We start from the raw sequence: 18,261 nt of genomic DNA on the forward strand, positions 1-18,261 counted from the left end.
AATAGGGTATTCGAAACAATTGGAGGTGCTGGTGTGGGATCCGGAAAAACGAAAGGCCGGCGGCTTCCCCTGCTTCCTTTAAGGGGGCTGCTTGTATATCCCAGCATGGTGCTCCACCTTGATGTGGGAAGAGACAAATCGGTACGGGCACTGGAGAAATCAATGATCGATGATCACATGATTCTTCTGTGCTCGCAATCCGAAGTCAATATTGAAGACCCTACAGAAGACGATATTTACCGCGTCGGCACCATTGCGAAGGTAAGACAGATGCTGAAGCTGCCAAACGGTACAATCCGTGTGCTGGTTGAAGGTGTTGTAAGAGCCGAGATTGTGGATTATGTGCCAAACGATCAGTTCTACGAGGTAACGGTGCTCGAACTTCCTGAGCCGGAGACCGAAGATCCGGAAGTGGATGCCCTTATGCGGTCGGTGCTCAGCCAGTTTGAGCATTATATTTCGCTTTCGAAGAAAGTAACGCCGGAGACACTTGCTGCCGTATCGGATATCGATGAGCCTGGCAGGCTGGCAGACGTCATTACGAGCCACTTATCGCTGAAGATCAAAGATAAGCAGGATATTCTGGAAACGATTGATGTCCGGGAACGGCTCGAACGACTGCTTGATATTCTGAATAACGAGCGTGAAGTGCTGGAGCTCGAACGCAAAATTAACCAACGCGTCAAGAAGCAGATGGAGAAGACGCAGAAGGAATATTATTTGCGCGAGCAGATGAAAGCGATCCAGAAGGAGCTTGGCGAGAAGGAAGGCCGCGCTGGCGAAGTCGAAGAGCTTCGTAATCAACTGGCTGAAGCGGGAGTACCTGATCTCGTGAAAGAGAAGGTCGAGAAGGAAATTGACCGTCTGGAGAAAATGCCTGCGACTTCCGCCGAGGGCGGCGTTATCCGCAATTATATTGATTGGTTATTAGCACTGCCGTGGAGCAAGCATACGGAAGATGATCTTTCCTTAAGCAAGGCGGAGGAGATCCTGAACAACGATCACTACGGCCTTGAGAAGCCGAAGGAGCGTGTGCTTGAATATTTGGCGGTACAGCAGCTGGTGAAGAAGATGAAGGGGCCGATTCTGTGTCTGGTTGGACCTCCGGGTGTCGGCAAGACTTCCCTTGCCCGCTCGATCGCCAAATCGTTAGACCGCAAGTTTGTACGAATCTCCCTTGGCGGCGTTCGTGATGAAGCCGAAATCCGCGGTCACCGCCGGACGTATGTCGGCGCCATGCCGGGACGAATCATTCAGGGAATGAAGACCGCGGGTTCTTATAATCCGGTCTTCCTGCTCGACGAGATCGATAAGATGGCCAGCGATTTCCGCGGCGATCCTTCGTCGGCTTTGCTTGAGGTGCTTGATCCGGAGCAAAATAATACGTTCAGCGACCACTTCATTGAAGTGCCGTTTGATTTGTCCAACGTGATGTTCGTAACAACCGCGAATTCGATGCACAACATTCCGCGGCCGCTGCTGGACCGGATGGAAGTGCTGTACATTCCGGGATACACGGAACTTGAGAAGCAGCAGATCGCCGAGCGGTATCTTTTGCCGAAGCAGCGCAAGGAGCATGGCTTGACCGAAGATCAGCTTGCCCTTGAGGACGAAGTGGTGCTTCAGCTGATCCGCGAATATACGCGTGAGTCCGGCGTGCGGAACCTGGAGCAGCAGATTGCCGCGCTTTGCCGGAAGGCTGCGAAGCATATTGTAGCTGCCGGCGCGAAGCCGAGCCCGGGCAGCAAGGAAGAAACAAGCGGAGACATTGCAGCTACGCCTTACGAGGCGCCTGAGCTGAATACGCTCGAGGCGGCCTTTGGTTCGGATGCGGAAGAGGAAAAGGCCGAAGCAGCAGCTCCTGCGACGATCGTGACCGTTACGCCGGAACTGCTGAAGGAATGGCTTGGACCTGCGAAATTCCGTCATGGCACGGCTGAGGTGGAGAATCAGATTGGAGCTGTTACGGGACTCGCCTGGACGGAAGTAGGCGGCGACACGCTTGTGATTGAAGTGACGGTCATGCCGGGCACCGGCAAGCTGACTCTGACCGGCAAGCTGGGCGATGTCATGAAGGAATCGGCCCAGGCGGCATTCAGCTATACCCGGTCCAAGGCGCTTGAGCTTGGAATTGATCCTGAGTTCCATGTGAATAAGGATATCCATATTCATATTCCTGAAGGCGCGATTCCAAAAGACGGACCATCGGCCGGCATAACAATGGCGACTGCGCTGATCTCCGCTTTGACGAACCGCTACGTATCGAAGGAAGTGGCGATGACCGGAGAGATAACGCTCCGCGGGCGCGTGCTTCCAATCGGCGGGCTCAAGGAAAAGTCGCTGGCCGCACACCGTGCAGGCATCCGGAAGGTACTCCTGCCAAAGGATAATGAACGCGATATAAGCGATATTCCGGACAGCATACGCAGTGAAATGACCTTTGTTCCCGTCAGCCATATGGACGAAGTACTGCAGCACGCACTGCTGCCGGTCAACACAGAAGAGAAAGCAGGAACAGCAATCGGATGAAAATTACACAATCAGAATTTATTATAAGCGCAGTAAGACCTTCGCAATATCCAGTTGACGCCTTGCCAGAGATAGCTCTGGCAGGGCGTTCCAATGTCGGCAAATCGTCGCTCATTAACAAATTGATTTTAAGGAAAAACCTGGCAAGAACAAGCTCGCAGCCCGGTAAGACGCAGCAGCTTAACTATTATCGCGTGAATGACATGGTCTATTTTGTCGATTTTCCCGGCTATGGATATGCAAAAGTATCAAAAACGCAGCGTGAGCTGTTCGGTCAAATGATCGAAACTTATATTCGTGACCGTAAGGAACTGAAATTGCAACTTCTGGTTATCGATATGCGCCATGCTCCATCAAAAGATGACGTGCTCATGTATCATTGGCTGAAGCATTATAACGTACCGACCTGCATTGTTTGCACCAAAGCGGATAAAATCCCGAAAAGCAAGTGGGACAAGCATGTAAAGGTTATCAAGGAGACGCTTGAGGCAGATCCGCGCGATTCATTGGTCATGTTTTCTTCAGAGACAGGGCTTGGACGCGAGAAGCTTTGGGAGGTCATTAATGGTGCGATTGGGCACATAACGGAGATAGATCAATAACTTCCTCTATAATGCAGAGGATACAGCAAGAAATACAGCTTTACTCGTGAAATCTACGGGATTTTTCAGAAATATGCGAGAATATCGAGGCTGGACGGCAGGAATAAAAAGCTCTGATCACGTATAATATACTTAGACATTAAGAACAAAAGCGCAAGTTTAAAGAATTGAGGAGATTTTTATGGCTCAGCGGCTAGCCACAGAGTATGTAAGTGCCAAACTGCATTTGACGAGCGATGAGATGAAGCAATTTATCCGGTTTTTTGATGACCAGCAGGTTTGCATGAATGTGAAGGTCCTCGAAAACGGAAACCAGGAGCTGGTTCTCGAAGACGTAGCAGGGAAGGAAGAGGTCACACTGACGTTTGAACGTCAGCAGGACCACTATGTATGTGAACTCTCTTGCCGCCTGATTCACCCCAAGCTGACCAACGCCATGCGCAAAGCCGTAACAGCTTTCCATGGAGACGCGGTTGTTAATCGTATCTACAGCCATTATACGATGATCTATCATTATACAAACGGCAGCGTCCGCAAAATCGTTGAAAGCACATCGTCAGGCACACGGGTCGTATTCGAATACAAGGATACGGTCGGACAATTGGAGCGTGTGTTCCGGAGCCGCTTGATTGAACGCGAAATCGAGCTGGTCAACAACGCGATTAATGAACTGCTTGACCTGCGCAATCAAACGAAGGATCGCCTGCAAATCACGGGCATCGACGAAAGACTGGCGATGTTAACCCGGAAGCTTTTTGTTCTGGAAGCCTGACCGTCATCATTGATACTTAGAGGGGCCGCTGACCGCGGCTTCTTTTTTTATATTTATTCATAAATGTTCATAAAAAAATGACATTGGAATGGACGTCGTGTAAGGCACCTAAACCGCTTCTCCTACATACGTTGTATACGGGATTGCAGTGGAAATCACTTTTCGTTTCTCCTGAAAAAAAAGAGTTGCAATTCTCCCCAATAGATGTTATTTTTAATCTCGTTGAAAACATTGGTCTAAACAAAATAGGAACCAGGATTCACTCAGGACATGGTTATGTTGCGAGAGATTATTCCCTCGGGAAGTGAATGACGTAGGTCCTAGCGGATGAAATTTTTTTAAACATTTTATTCCTAGGAAGGGGGAACCGGAAGATGGAATATTCAACTTTCGGAAGACACGTTGCTGTTGATACTTGGGGAGTAGATTTTGATCTGCTGAACAACGCTGAATTTTTGCAAGCCCAAATGGTGGAGGCTGCTGAAGCATGCGGCGCTACTGTATTATCGGTGCAATCGAAACAATTTGAGCCTCAAGGAGCAACAGTGCTTGTATTGCTGTCGGAGAGTCATCTCTCGATTCATACGTATCCTGAGAAAGGATTTGCCGCTCTCGACTGCTACACTTGCGGTGAAACCGTGGATCCACAGCTTGCAATCGACTACATGATCGCTGTATTGAAACCAACAACTACTCATGCTAAGAAGCTTATTCGCGGTATGGGCGAGCTGAAGGTAGAAGAACCGAAAATGCAACAAGTTGAGCTTGTTTAAGCTCCTAATTGAGAAGATATAGAGATAACCATAGACCTCGGTCCATGGTTATTTTCTTTGTATAAACAGGGAATAATGGCAAAGAGGGTTTTCAAACATTATTCATAAATGAAGCTAATATGAAGCCGTACGACTTGTCGAACTATGTTATAATCATTCTAAAGTTAATTAGAAGAAAGGCAGGTGATCGCGCATGCACATTATCGTAGTCGGTTTGAACTATCGGACAGCTCCCGTAGAAGTAAGAGAACGGTTTGCTGTAGCAGAGAAAGAATTGCCGGAAGCGCTCAAACAACTAATGAACACAAGCAGCATAATGGAATGTGTCATTGTTGCGACCTGCAATCGTACGGAGCTGTATGCGGTAGTGGACAGACACCATTTATGCGGACATTATATCCGTAGCTTTATGGAGCAATGGTTTAAGCTGCCTAGACAGCAGTTCACGAGTCATTTATATATGTATGAAGATGACAAGGCGATTGAGCACTTATTCCGGGTGACAAGCGGTCTTGATTCCATGGTAATCGGCGAGACGCAAATACTCGGACAAGTGAAGGATGCCTTTGCGCTTGCGCAGCAGCAGAAGATGACAGGGACATTATTTAACATGCTGTTCAAGCAAGCTGTTACGATGGCCAAGCGTGCCCATTCGGAAACAACCATTGGAGAATCGGCCGTGTCGGTAAGTTATGCGGCTGTTGAGCTTGGCAAACGGATTTTCGGCCAGTTCAGCAAGAAGACGGTTATGGTCATTGGGGCAGGCGAGACCGGCGAATTGACGGCAAAGCATCTGTATGCGAACGGTGCCGACCGTGTAATCGTCGTGAACCGGACGTATGATCGGGCGGCACAGCTGGCGGAGAAGTTTAACGGTATTGCCTGCTCGATGGAAGACGCGGCAACCAAGCTTCATGAAGCCGACATTGTCATCAGCTCGACAGGAGCCGATGGTTATGTTCTTAACCGACAATCGGTTGCAGAGGCTATGAAACGCCGGAAGTCGAAACCTTTGTTTATGATCGATATCGCTGTTCCGCGCGACCTGGATCCGGGTATAGCCGCGGTCGAGAACGTATTCCTATACGACATTGACGATTTGGAAGGCATTGTTGCGAGCAATCTCGAGCAGCGCCGGAAGGAAGCGGAGAAGATCGAAACGATGATAGAACAAGAGGTAGATCAATACGAACAATGGTACAAGACGTTAGGCGTTGTGCCTTTAATCCGTGCCTTGCAGACAAAGGCTGCCCAAATTCATGAAGAAACGCTTAACAGCCTGACAAACAAGCTGCCTGATCTGGAAGAGCATGAGCTAAAGGTCATTCGCAAGCTGACGAAGAGCATTGTGAACCAGATGATGCAAGACCCTATCCTTCGGATTAAAGAGATGGCCGGGGATAAGCATTCCGAAGAAGCAATGGATATGTTCGTTAAGTTGTTTGCGCTTGAAGATGAGCTGGACCAGTCGAAACAAGCTGAAGCAAACACCGCGGCTGAGGCGAAAAAGAAAACCATGCCTTCACGTCAGGCGACTTCGGCACTGGCGTCCATCCTTCGATAATAGCGCGCTACCCGAATAATCGCGAAGGGCGGCAAGGTGGAAGCTTATGTTTTTAACGCAAAAGTGGCTTTACGACGCGATACTTTATATTTACGCCCTGAGCCTTCTGTTTTACTTCTCCGATTTCATGGATGCGAACCGGAGAGCGAAGCGGATTGGAACAGGGCTCCTTATTTTTGTATGGATATTGCAAACCGTTATCCTGGTAACCCGGCTCGTCACTCATTTCGAGGCGACAGCAATCTCCTCGTTTGAGTATTGGCTTGGCTTCTCTTGGCTATTAGTCACGATCTCGCTGGTCATCAGCCAGTTTTTCAAGATTGAGTTTCTAGTCTTTCTTGTCAATATAATAAGCTTCTCTGTACTTGCGCTTAACTTGTACAGCCGTCCGGGAATGGAGGAGCAGTTTGGCGTTTCGCAGGCGATGCGTGACTTGCTTCTTGTACATATTAGTCTCGTTTTATGCGCTTATGCATCTCTTACGATTGGTTCAATCTTCGCGGGGATGTACTTATTCCTGCACAAACAGCTGAAAGGGAAGAGGTGGACTCCTTTCACGAGAAGATTGCCAAGCCTGGATAGGATTGAAAGGTTCTCTGACCGGGCAATTATTATCGGTGTGCCGCTGCTTGCGATGTCCTTGTCGGTTGCGGTAACCGTGTTATTGGCAGAAGGCCGGCCGCAGCTGATGCTGGACTGGAAGGTGCTGAGCTCGTTTGCAACCTTGATTTTTTATGTCAATTATATTATTCAAAGGGCAATGCTGAGACGTCCGGGTACGCAGCTGGCAAGACTCCATCTGATTGCCTTTGTTATGTTGATCATTAATCTGTTATCCAGTTATTTGTCGACGTTTCACTAGAAGAAGGGGATGCGGATGAACGGTTACTATCCGGTAATGCTTCAGCTTCGCGGCGAACGCTGTGTTATCATTGGCGGCGGTCGGATTGCCGAACGTAAGGTCCAAGGCCTGCTCGAGGCAGGGGCGGATGATGTACTTCTCATTAGCCCGCAGATTACGCTGCCGCTGCAGAAGCTTGTTGCAGACGGCTCCCTTCAGTGGCAATGCCGGACTTATCAGCCTTCAGACGCTGAAGGTGCCCGCCTGCTGTTTGCCGCAACGGATGATATTGAGCTTAACCGCCATATCGCAGATGATGGCAGGCGCGCTGGCGCATGGGTCAATACGGTTGATGAGTCAGCGGGAAGAGGTTTTCTAAATCCGGCGGTTGTACGGCGGGGAGATCTGCTGATTGCCGTATCCGCAACCGGGGCAAGTCCAGCATTATCGATCAGGCTGAAGCGGGAACTGAAGCAGCAATTCGGTGAAGAATATAAGTATAGTGTGGAGCAGCTTCGAAGGCTGCGTGATTATATGAAGACTGCCGTCTTGGAGCAAAGTGAGCGTGAAGCACTGCTCAGTCTTGCTGCCGATGAGGTGCCGCTCCAGTCAGGAGCAGAGATCGAAATAACAGCTTGGGTAGAACGGCTTCGAGCAAAACGGCTTGAGGATTGACAACGGGAGGATGACAATGGTGGGAGCTGCTAATAATGAACCGCGTACAATCGTGGTAGGGACACGTCAAAGCGCACTTGCTTTGACGCAAACCGGACAAGTCATTGATGAATTGAAACGAATCAGCGAGAAGCATGGGTTTGATTACCATTTCGAAATTCGGAAAATTGTGACGAAGGGCGACCGCATTCTTGATGTTACTTTATCCAAGGTTGGAGGCAAAGGCTTGTTCGTGAAAGAAATCGAGCAGGCGCTTCTGGACGGCGAGATCGACATGGCGGTTCACAGCATGAAGGATATGCCTTATGAGCTGCCAGAAGGACTGATGAACGGCGCTACCCCTAAGCGGGTTGATCCCCGCGACTGCCTCATTATGAAAGAGGGCACATCGCTTGATGATCTGCGGGAAGGAGCACGTGTCGGGACAAGCAGCTTGCGCCGCTCCAGCCAACTGAAAAATATGCGTCCGGACCTTCAGCTTGATTCCATACGCGGTAATATTGATTCACGGATCCGGAAGCTTGAGACAGAAGGCTTTGACGCGGTTGTCCTTGCGGCTGCCGGCCTGACCCGTATGGGCTGGCAGGACCGGATCTCGGCGTTTATCCCGGTTGACCTGTCTATCCCGGCGGTTGGACAAGGTGCGCTTGGCATTGAGTGCCGCAGGGAAGATGCTGGAGTTCGCGAGCTTCTTGATCTGTTTAATGATACGGAAACCTCGCTTGCTGTTAGAGCGGAGAGAAGCTTCCTCGGTGCGCTGAACGGCGGCTGCCAGATTCCGATCGGCGCATTTGCCGTTGTGCAGAAGAAGGCGGAGGACAGCTTCGATGATGCAGAACTGGAGCTGACAGGAATGGTCGGCTCTCCCGATGGAGAAGTTATGTTGAAGGAAATCCGTAAAGGAACCGATCCTGAGCAGCTAGGCCGTGATGTTGCTGCTGCATTGGTAGCCAGAGGTGCAGATCGCATTTTGGCAGAAATCGGGGATAACGTATGAATAAAGGAGTTGTCTATCTGGTAGGCGCTGGACCGGGAGATCCGAAGCTGATCACGGTGCGCGGGCTGGAATGCCTGAAGCGGAGTGATGTGGTCGTCTACGACCGCTTGGCCAGCCCGAGGCTTCTGCGTCATATGAAGGAAGGCGCCCGCAAAATCTATGTAGGAAAGCTGCCTGACCGCCATACGATGAAGCAGGAAGAGATCAACCAGCTGCTGGTTGATCTGGCTTTGGAAGGTCACGCGGTAACGAGGCTGAAAGGCGGAGACCCGACGATATTCGGCCGTGTTGGTGAAGAAGCGGAGCTGTTGCAGGAGAATGGCATTACCTTTGAGATTGTTCCGGGTATTACATCAGCTATTGCGGTTCCTGCTTACGCAGGAATACCGGTTACCCACCGTGACCTGGCTTCGTCATTATCTATCATCACGGGGCATGAGAGCCCGGATAAGCTCGATCGCTCCATCCATTGGGACAAGGTGACCAATGCAACAGGTACGCTTATCTTCCTGATGGGTGTAGCCAAGATCGGTTATATTGCCGAGCAGTTGATCCGTCACGGCAAGCCTGCCGATACGCCGGTTGCTCTGGTTCGCTGGGGTACCCGCGTAGAACAGCAAACGATCGTAGGTACATTGGAGTCGATTGAGCGGATTGTAAAGGAGGCCAACTTCCAGCCGCCTGCCGTTATTGTTGTGGGCGAAGTCGTGCTGCAGCGCGATAAGCTGAAATGGTATGAGCAAAAGCCGTTATTTGGCGTGCGTGTGCTTGTGACACGGGCCAGAGCGCAGGCAAGCGATCTGGCAGACCGGATAGAGGAGCTTGGCGGAGAGCCTTGTGAGCTGCCTGTTATTGAAATGCGGGAGCCGAAAGATGAGGCTGCTGTCCAAGCCATCCGCGCTGCTCTTGCGGAAGCGGAGACTTACAGCTGGTTGATGTTTACTAGTGTTAACGGTGTAGAGTATTTCTTTGCCTGGTTGGAACGGTTTAACGTGGATATTCGTCGGTTCCATGCTGCGCGTATCGCAGCTGTTGGTCCTCGGACCGCCGAGGCCCTGCGTAAGCGTGGTCTTATGGCCGACCAGCTGCCGGCCAAGTTCCATGCAGAAGGTCTGCTGGAACAGCTGGAAGAAGAGCTGAAGCCGGGAGAGAAGGTGCTTCTGCCGCGGGGGGATCTTGCACGCGAAATTCTGCCGCGCGAGCTGTTGGCCAAGGGACTGCTGCCCGTCGAGCTGGATGTATACGAGACGGTGCTTGCAGACTCGCAGGATGAGCAGGCGCTGGAGTGGATTCGTAATCGGGAGATTCATGCGATTACGTTCACCAGCTCCTCAACGGTTACGAATTTGCTTGAGCTGCTCCGGAAGAAGGGGATAGAGGATCCTGCTGCACATTTGGCCGGAATCGATATCGCAAGTATTGGCCCGGTAACTTCGAAGACCGCTGAGGAAGCGGGGCTTGCGGTAACCATTGAGCCGAAGGAAGCCACGATTGAGGCGCTTATGGAATCGCTTGTTCAGCATCAAATGACCAAACGCAATGCTGATCATCATTCATCATAATCAGGAATTATTGCATAACCATCGGTAGCGAGATTGAAGGAGGAATTGATATGGCATTTCCCATTGTGAGACACCGCAGATTACGCCAATCGGCATCCATGCGTAACCTGGTGCGCGAAACGGTACTGACAACGAATGATTTTATATATCCGATCTATGTCAAATACGGCACCAACATTAAGGAAGAGATCAGCTCGATGCCGGGCGTATACCGCTTCTCCCTTGATCTTCTGGAAGCGGAAATCCGCGAGATCGCTTCGCTTGGCATTCAGTCGATTATGCTGTTTGGTCTGCCTGACCATAAGGATGCGGAAGGAACTTCGGCTTATGATCCAAACGGTATTGTTCAGGAAGCTACACGACTGATCAAAAAGTGGGCTCCTGAGCTGATTGTCATGGCAGATACATGTTTATGCCAATTTACCGACCACGGCCATTGCGGCATGGTGCATCTGGATGAAGTGACGGGAGCAGCTGTTGTGGACAATGATCCGTCGCTGACCCTGCTTGTTCGCACGGCAATTTCCCAAGCGGAAGCGGGCGCTGACGTCATTGCTCCTTCCAACATGATGGACGGCTTTGTGTCTGCCATCCGCGAGGGGCTTGATGAAGCAGGCTTTAGTCATGTTCCGATATTGTCGTATTCCGTCAAATATGCGTCCGCTTTCTACGGACCTTTCCGCGATGCAGCGAAGTCAGCGCCGCAGTTCGGCGACCGCAAAACATACCAAATGGACCCTGCGAACGCTCGGGAAGCTTTGAGAGAAGCAGACTCCGATGTCTTTGAGGGCGCTGATATGCTGATGGTCAAGCCGGCACTGTCTTATCTGGATATTGTTCGCCAGCTGCGTGACAGCTTCGATCTGCCGATTGTGGCTTACAACGTAAGCGGTGAATATGCGATGGTCAAAGCCGCTGCAGCCAATGGCTGGATCGATGAGCGCGCGATCGTGCTCGAGAAGCTGATCAGCATGAAGCGCGCGGGGGCAGACCTAATCATTACCTATCATGCGAAGGATGCTTCGCGCTGGCTGAGAGGAGAGTAACGTCAGATGAGCAAATCGATTGGCAACAGACGTGATGACCGTTCAAGAGAGGCTTTTGCCCGTGCGAAGCAGGTGCTTCCAGGCGGCGTGAACAGCCCGGTACGTGCTTTCAAATCGGTAGGTTTGAACCCGGTATATATGGACCACGGCAAAGGAAGCCGAGTCTATGATATCGATGGCAACAGCTATATTGATTATGTCGGCTCCTGGGGACCTCTTATTATGGGGCACGCCCATCCCGAAGTTATCGAAGCAATCAAGAAAACAGCAGAAAAAGGAACAAGCTTTGGTGCGCCAACTGAGCTGGAGACGTTGATGGCTGAGCTGGTTGTGGAACGAGTTCCTTCCGTGGATATTGTCCGTATGGTTAACTCCGGTACGGAAGCGACAATGAGTGCGCTTCGTCTTGCCCGCGGCTATACGAAACGGAGTAAAATTTTGAAATTTGAAGGCTCCTATCATGGTCATGCCGACAGCCTGCTTATTAAAGCCGGTTCCGGTGTAGCAACGCTTGGCCTGCCGGATAGTCCCGGAGTACCGGAAGGCGTCGCTTCCCAAACGATTACCGTGCCTTACAATGATCTGGAATCGGCAAAGCTGGCTTTCGAGAAGTATGGTGAGGAGATTGCCTGCATCATTGTTGAACCTGTAGCGGGCAATATGGGCGTTGTCCCTCCGCTGCCAGGCTTCCTGGAGGGGCTGCGAGAGCTGACGGAGCAATACGGCAGCCTGCTGATCTTCGATGAAGTGATGACCGGCTTCCGCGTCCATTACAACTGCGCGCAAGGTCTGTACGGTGTCACGCCGGATCTGACCTGCTTCGGTAAAGTCATCGGCGGCGGTCTACCTGTCGGGGCTTATGGCGGCAAACGCGAGATCATGGAAATGATCGCTCCCAGCGGGCCGATTTATCAGGCGGGTACGTTGTCCGGCAATCCGCTTGCGATGGCGGCGGGTTATACAACGCTGAAGCTGCTGACGAAAGAAACGTATGAGCTTCTGGAACGTCAGGCGGTTAGACTGCAGCTTGGTTTTGAGAAAAATACGGCTAAGCACGGCATTGCAGCTACGATTAACCGCGTTGGTTCAATGGTGTGTCCGTTCTTTACGGAGACGCATGTCATTAACTTCGAGACAGCTAAAACATCCAATCTTGAACAGTTCAAAACCTACTTCTCTGCTATGCTCGATCTTGGCGTAAGCATCGCTCCATCGCAATTTGAGGGGATGTTCGTATCCGCCGTCCATTCGGATGGGGATATTGATGCCACGATTGCTGTGCATGATCAAGCACTTGGCAGCTTGTAAGAACGAGAAGTTAATGCTTACGAAGTAAGAATTGCACAAACGGCTAGGACTAAGCCATGTGTATCAATTCTTTATAGGAGGGTTTCAATCCATGCATAAACGTCCTTACAGGCGTGCTCAGCAATGGCTGGAGCTTCTGCCGGCAGATCTGGCAGATGTAACAGACACGGATTCGGATTCTTCGCAGCATACGAAGCAACTACCTATACCGGAGGCCGGCAGCCATCCGCATCTTTTGCGGCAATGGCTGCTGGCCCGTTCTTTATTTCCGGCAAAATGGATTAACCGGTTGTTCTCGGTTGGCGGTATCAAGTGGGAAGGGGGGCTTATTCGTCTGCTTGCCTTCCCGCCTGCCGACCCTGCTGCGGATCCGTTATACCGCAAAGCGAAGAACAGCAGCGTTATTGAACCAGAGGTGCTCTACGAAGATGATTTCTGCCTTGTCCTAAACAAGCCGGCGGGAATGCCGGTCCACGAGTCATATGCCGGCCAGACTGGCACGCTGGATGAGGCGGCTGCACGATGGCTGCTTGGAACGGGTGATCCTCTGCCCGTCCGGCATATCCACCGCCTGGATGATGATACTTCCGGTCCCGTGCTGTATGCCAAGAATGATCTTGCGCAATGGGCGCTGGATGAAGCGATGCGCGAGAAGCGGATTGACCGCCGTTATCTTGCCGTCGTCCAGGGGCGGCTGAATAAGCCGTCCGGCACGATTAATGCCCCGATTGGCAAAGACCGGCATCATTCGTCAAGGCGTCGCGTAACGCCAGGCGGTGATACAGCAGTCACCCATTATGAAACAGTCCGTATGCTGTCGAACAACACAGTTGTCCGTGTTCAGCTGGAAACCGGAAGAACGCATCAAATCCGGGTACATATGAGCCATATCGGCCATCCGCTCGTTGGAGACAAGCTGTACGGTGGAGACACGAAGCTGCTGCCGCATCAGGCCTTGCATGGCGAACGGCTGCTTTTTCCGCATCCCTGGACAGGTGAATGGGTAGAGGCCGCTGCTCCGGACCCCGCCTGGTTGACCGCTTTGCTTGACAAGCTGGGTGGACGGACAAATATATAGTCATGCTCCTTATTTTCCCGCCATATAGATAGTAGTGAATGTAACTTTAGCCCAAGCTTTAGGCATTTTCTAACTATTTAAGGTATAGGGAGGGAGGACATCGCGTGACGGATCAATCCAAGGGCTTGCGATTTGATTTGTATGAGCGTATTCATTTGCCGGATGAAGTAGCGGCGATTGACGAACTGGAGGAAATTGAGCTTACCCCTCGTATTCAGGTGATCGAACAGGGGGATCATGCGGTACTGAAGGGGCAATTGCTCTTAAACGGCGTCTACCGCGGCCAGACGGACGGAGGCAGCCTGCAGACGCTTGAGCACTGGATTCCGGTCGAAATTACGCTGCCGCTAAACCGGGTATCCCGACTCGACGATATTTCGGTTGAGATAGACAACTTTGATGTCGATTTATTATCCGCGCGGACATTGAATGTAACCGGCGTATTATCGCTCCGGGGTATCCTGGTTGAACCGCTGCCTGACACGGAAGAAGTGTGGCGCGAGGAACCGATTACTGTCGTACACGAACGCGAGGCTTCAAGCGAAGAGTCTGAGTTTGAAGCAGAGGCGCAGGCTGATGCTATAGCTGAAGCTCAAGCACAAGAAACGTGGGAATCTGTAACGCAGCAGCCTTATTTTACGGGTTATGCGGGGCAGTTGCCTGGTGCACAGCGTGCTCAGGAAGAGTCCTTTGAAGAGGAAGAACAAGAGGAAGAAGAGGAAGAAGAGCAGGAAGAGAGCTTCGAAGCCTTTGAGGAAACGGAGCAGGAAGAAGCTGAGGCGGATGAAGCCGATGCTTCGGTTACGATCTCGGCGTCACCTCGGGACGGCGGCTGGTCGGCTTCCCAATGGTTCCAATCTAACCAGCCTGCTAACCAACCTGTTAATCAACCCGTTAATCAACCCGCTAATCAGTCATTTAATCAGCCTAGTGTTCAGAATTTCCAGTCAGCTCCCCCGCCTCAGATATCTCAACCATCACAGAGGGACAATACTTACGTATCAGAACAAGACAGCGATGAGGACTGGCAGGAGGAATCTTTTGCCGAGCAGGCTGTGCCAAGCCAGGAAGCTTCATTTGGCGGAGAGCCGGCAAGCGAAAGCGATTGGCAGAGTCAATCCGGGTTCCCTCGCGTACCGGACAATGATAAGCAGGAGATTCGAATCGGCGTCGGGAGCAAGCAGCCTGAGTCCAATCCGGAGCAGGCTCCTAATGTCGGCTTGATGACGTTATTGCAGACTAGCAAGCGGGAGCAGGCTGCAAGGCAGGCAGCTGAGGAAGATGCAGCCAAACAGGCCGAGCAGGAGAAAACACGCTCATCCGGTGATGAGATCGAGTGGAAGACGCTTTTCCTCGGCAAGCAGACGGATGAGAATGAATTCCGCAAAATCCGCGTATGCATCGTACAAAGAGATGAGACGCTGGAATCCATTGCGGTCCGTTACAGCCTGAATCCCCGCGAAATTCTGCTGTATAATGGCTTAAACGAGTCTTCTGTTGCGGAAGGCCAGCTGCTGTATATCCCATAAAATACGAAATCCCCCGATCAGCCTTTGTGCTGACGGGGGATTTTTTGTATGAAATTAGATTATGGCGCAGCCGTTTACGCTTGGGGCTTGAACAGCGGTTCTATAAAGGTGCTGCAGAAATTATCGGCGATCTGGTCGATCGAATAGCCCAGTACTTTGGAGTAGTAGATAAGAGATTCAGGAGCTATAGCGCTGATCAGCATATGGGCCGTAAATGCAGGATTTAATGTGATCAGTTCGTTCTTGCTCTGGGCTTCTTCTAACAGGGAAAGATAGATGCGGTTTAAGTGGATGTAACACGGATTGTCGAAGAAGAACATATCATCCGGCTTGCACGGCTTGCTGATCTTAATAACATTCAGCCAGTTTAGTTGCTCGTTGAAAAAGCTAAGCACCCTCCGCACAACGGAAGTCAGCCTGTCCTTTACGGGAAGCTCCTTCTTCGAGTCGAGCAGCTGGTCAATCTCCTCCATTAGGCTGTCAAACGTGTCGTTCATCAAATCCATACATAAGTCCGATTTATTCGCATAACGCCGGTACAGGGTACCTTGTCCGATTTGAATCGATTTGGCAATTTGGTGCATGCTGACTGCCTCAACACCGTGTTCGGCGAATAGGGACCTGGCGGCTTGCAAGATTAGCTTGCTCACCTCTTGAGAGTCCTTCTTTTTATCGGCCATGAGCGCACCCTCCATTTCTTCATAAAAAAATAAATAAAGCATGGTTGTATTGACATCCGGACAATTGTCCGTTATCATACGTTAGCGGACAATTGTCCGCAGTCGTCTAACGCCTTACCCATTTTACAGCTGGATCATTCACAGGTCAAGGCGTCAGCGATGAACAAGAAAGATAAATAGAGAAGCAAGAATCATCACGATGACCTGAAACGGTCATTTAGGGTGATCATTCTTAAGCACTTGCTTTCGAAGCAAGAATCATCACGATGACCTGAAACGGTCATTTAGGGTGATCATTCTTTTTAGGAGGAGAGAAATAAATGACTGAAGTAAATGCAACAAACAACTCCATGTCTATCAAATCCATTATGGTGCCGCTTCTGGCTATCATTGTGGGCATGTTCATGGTTATTCTCGACGGTACGGCAATGAACGTGGCAATTCCCAAGCTGCGTGAGGACTTTGGTGGAGCCTCGCTGTCACTTGTACAATGGACCGTTACCGGTTATGCCTTAGCGCAAGCTGCTGTTATTCCGCTGGCTGGATGGTTATCTGACCGTTTCGGGGCGAAGCAAATTTACCTCACTTCAATCGTATTGTTCACAATCGGCTCTGCTCTGTGCGCCTTTGCGACAACTGCTGAGCAATTGATCATTTATCGTATTATCCAAGGCCTCGGCGGCGGTATGGTTGCTCCGATCGCAATGGCATTTACTTATCGCTTAAGCCCTCCGGGCAAACAAGGCGCGGTAATGGGGATGATCGGTATTCCGATGCTGCTCGCGCCTGCTCTTGGTCCGGTACTTGCAGGCTGGCTCGTTGATTATGTAACCTGGCATTGGATTTTTATTATCAATATTCCTGTTGGTGCGGTAGCGGTATTCCTTGGTCTTCGGACATTGCCGGCTTTGGCACGCCAATCCGTTCCGCAGCTTGATCTGCTCGGCATGATTTTTGCACCGCTTGCCTTTGCGGGACTTGCATACGGCGTGAGCGAGGGCGGTACAGACTGGGGCTCTGCCAAAACTTTGACCGGTCTTATTGTTGGCGGCATTTCTCTCATTATCTTTATTATTGTTGAATTGAACCGCAAGCAGCCTCTTCTCGAGCTTCGTGTATTCAAATCAGCGGATTTCTCTAAAGGCATCGTTGTTCAATGGGTTTCTCAAATTGCCCTCTTTGGCACCTTGTTCTTGTTCCCGCTGTTCTTGCAAACGGCAAAAGGCTACTCCGCTCTCGATACAGGCTTAATCTTGCTGCCACAAGCACTGGCCGCTGCGATCTGTATGCCAATCGGCGGGAAGCTGTTCGACAAGATTGGTGCTCGTCCACTGGTTATGAGCGGTCTTGGCATTGTTACGATTGGCGCGTTTCTGCTCTCTAATATTTCGGCCGATGCAACCGTAGGCACTTATATTCTTCCGCTTATTTTACTCGGAGCGGGTATGGGCCTCTCCATGATGCCGCTGAATACGCATATTATTCAAGCAGCACCACCTGAACTGGTTGGCCGCGTAACATCACTTACAAGTGCAGCCCAACAGGTCATGACTTCATTTGCTGTAGCGGGTCTTGCAACGATTCTCGCTAGACGTACCGAGCATTATATGGCTGCAGAAGGCATTGCGAATCCCGCTGATATTACACCGGCAATCGCGTCCCATGTTGCTTCCGCTTCCTATGGCGACACATTCCTGATCCTGACGATTGTTGGTGTCGTAGGTACGCTGGTAGGCTTCCTGCTGTCGAAACCGAAACGTGCAGAAGGCACAAATGCTGAAAAAGCAGATATGCCAATGATGATGGGGCACTAATTAGGCGCAGTCTAAAGTTGACTTTCGGGGCCATTTTGGATAAAATATGCTATATCTGATTTTTTTCAACATATGTTGACGTTGAAGGGGAAGAGTAAGCAGCCAAGCCTTCAGAGAGCGGGACTGTAACGCTGAAAGGTACCGCAGGAAATTACTGCTACGCTTGTCGCCCCGGAGTTGCTTGAATGAAGCGGGATGGTCCGTTATTTCAAGCCGGCCGCAGCCGTTATCTGTTTGAGTGCCGTGCTTTCCATTTTGGAGCGCGGAACAAAGGTGGTACCACGGAAGATAACCTTTCGTCCTTTGCTATAAGGGCGGAAGGTTTTTTTGTATTTCTATCCATGCAATGACAAGAATGGTAATGCTTGCGAAGTAAAATTGTATTCACAATTTTTTAGACCAAATGCTTACGAAGCAAGTATTACCACAATGGTTAATGGTTTACCTTTGGTATGGCAATTCATTTGGTTTATGCTTACGAAGCATGAATT

15 protein-coding genes and 1 other annotated feature are annotated in these 18,261 nt (G+C 50.7%); of the genes, 14 read left to right on the forward strand and 1 reads right to left on the reverse strand.

Features of this window, described 5'->3' with window-relative positions:
• Positions 1–33 precede the first annotated feature (33 nt).
• The 13 genes from lon to BM200_RS13175 all read left to right on the forward strand — a co-directional run bounded on the left by lon (position 34) and on the right by BM200_RS13175 (position 15,276).
• Entirely contained in the window at positions 34–2,529 is a 2,496-nt protein-coding gene (gene lon / locus BM200_RS13115) for an endopeptidase La (RefSeq protein WP_091185920.1), read from the forward strand.
• A complete protein-coding gene (yihA, locus tag BM200_RS13120; RefSeq protein WP_091185923.1) occupies positions 2,526–3,131 on the forward strand; it encodes a ribosome biogenesis GTP-binding protein YihA/YsxC in 606 nt (201 codons plus the stop codon). Before lon ends, yihA begins: the two co-directional genes overlap by 4 nt.
• Positions 3,132–3,312: 181 nt before the next feature.
• On the forward strand, positions 3,313–3,903 hold the full coding sequence (locus BM200_RS13125) for a non-ribosomal peptide synthetase module (RefSeq protein WP_091185925.1): 591 nt from the start codon (positions 3,313–3,315) through the stop codon (positions 3,901–3,903).
• Between the two features lie 374 nt (positions 3,904–4,277).
• Positions 4,278–4,676, forward strand: a complete 399-nt coding sequence (speD, locus tag BM200_RS13130) for an adenosylmethionine decarboxylase (RefSeq protein WP_091185927.1) — start codon at positions 4,278–4,280, stop codon at positions 4,674–4,676.
• A 193-nt stretch (positions 4,677–4,869) separates the two neighbouring features.
• Positions 4,870–6,240 carry a glutamyl-tRNA reductase gene (hemA, locus tag BM200_RS13135; RefSeq protein WP_091185929.1) on the forward strand — a complete coding sequence of 457 codons (1,371 nt, stop codon included), beginning with the start codon at positions 4,870–4,872 and terminating at the stop codon, positions 6,238–6,240.
• A 46-nt stretch (positions 6,241–6,286) separates the two neighbouring features.
• Positions 6,287–7,102 (forward strand): cytochrome c biogenesis protein CcsA, encoded by an 816-nt coding sequence (gene ccsA, locus BM200_RS13140; RefSeq protein WP_091185931.1) that lies wholly within the window; start codon positions 6,287–6,289, stop codon positions 7,100–7,102.
• Positions 7,103–7,117: 15 nt separating this feature from the next.
• A complete protein-coding gene (locus BM200_RS13145) occupies positions 7,118–7,756 on the forward strand; it encodes a precorrin-2 dehydrogenase/sirohydrochlorin ferrochelatase family protein (RefSeq protein WP_175532849.1) in 639 nt (212 codons plus the stop codon).
• A gap of 16 nt (positions 7,757–7,772) precedes the next feature.
• Positions 7,773–8,753 (forward strand): hydroxymethylbilane synthase, encoded by a 981-nt coding sequence (hemC, locus tag BM200_RS13150; RefSeq protein ID WP_091185937.1) that lies wholly within the window; start codon positions 7,773–7,775, stop codon positions 8,751–8,753.
• Positions 8,750–10,315, forward strand: a complete 1,566-nt coding sequence (gene cobA / locus BM200_RS13155; protein ID WP_091185939.1) for a uroporphyrinogen-III C-methyltransferase — start codon at positions 8,750–8,752, stop codon at positions 10,313–10,315. The genes hemC and cobA overlap by 4 nt, the downstream gene beginning before the upstream one ends.
• 50 nt (positions 10,316–10,365) lie before the next feature.
• Positions 10,366–11,361: a porphobilinogen synthase gene (hemB, locus tag BM200_RS13160; protein WP_091185942.1), complete on the forward strand. Its 996-nt coding sequence runs from the start codon at positions 10,366–10,368 to the stop codon at positions 11,359–11,361.
• 6 nt (positions 11,362–11,367) lie between these two features.
• The gene (hemL, locus tag BM200_RS13165) at positions 11,368–12,669 is read left to right on the forward strand and encodes a glutamate-1-semialdehyde 2,1-aminomutase (protein ID WP_091185943.1); all 1,302 of its coding nucleotides are present in this window, start codon (positions 11,368–11,370) and stop codon (positions 12,667–12,669) included.
• Positions 12,670–12,760: 91 nt separating this feature from the next.
• Positions 12,761–13,747: an RluA family pseudouridine synthase gene (locus BM200_RS13170; RefSeq protein WP_091185946.1), complete on the forward strand. Its 987-nt coding sequence runs from the start codon at positions 12,761–12,763 to the stop codon at positions 13,745–13,747.
• Positions 13,748–13,851: 104 nt separating this feature from the next.
• On the forward strand, positions 13,852–15,276 hold the full coding sequence (locus BM200_RS13175; protein WP_091185947.1) for a LysM peptidoglycan-binding domain-containing protein: 1,425 nt from the start codon (positions 13,852–13,854) through the stop codon (positions 15,274–15,276).
• Between the two features lie 74 nt (positions 15,277–15,350).
• Here BM200_RS13175 and BM200_RS13180 read toward each other — a convergent pair whose 3' ends face one another.
• Positions 15,351–15,956, reverse strand: a complete 606-nt coding sequence (locus BM200_RS13180) for a TetR/AcrR family transcriptional regulator (protein WP_175532850.1) — start codon at positions 15,954–15,956, stop codon at positions 15,351–15,353.
• Between the two features lie 320 nt (positions 15,957–16,276).
• Between BM200_RS13180 and BM200_RS13185 the strand changes: the two genes are divergently transcribed.
• Positions 16,277–17,770: an MDR family MFS transporter gene (locus BM200_RS13185; RefSeq protein ID WP_091185951.1), complete on the forward strand. Its 1,494-nt coding sequence runs from the start codon at positions 16,277–16,279 to the stop codon at positions 17,768–17,770.
• Positions 17,771–17,842: 72 nt separating this feature from the next.
• Positions 17,843–18,077, forward strand: a binding site (T-box leader).
• Positions 18,078–18,261: the final 184 nt, after the last annotated feature.

Origin of the sequence: Paenibacillus catalpae (assembly GCF_900112695.1) — a bacterium.
Taxonomy (GTDB): domain Bacteria; phylum Bacillota; class Bacilli; order Paenibacillales; family Paenibacillaceae; genus Pristimantibacillus; species Pristimantibacillus catalpae.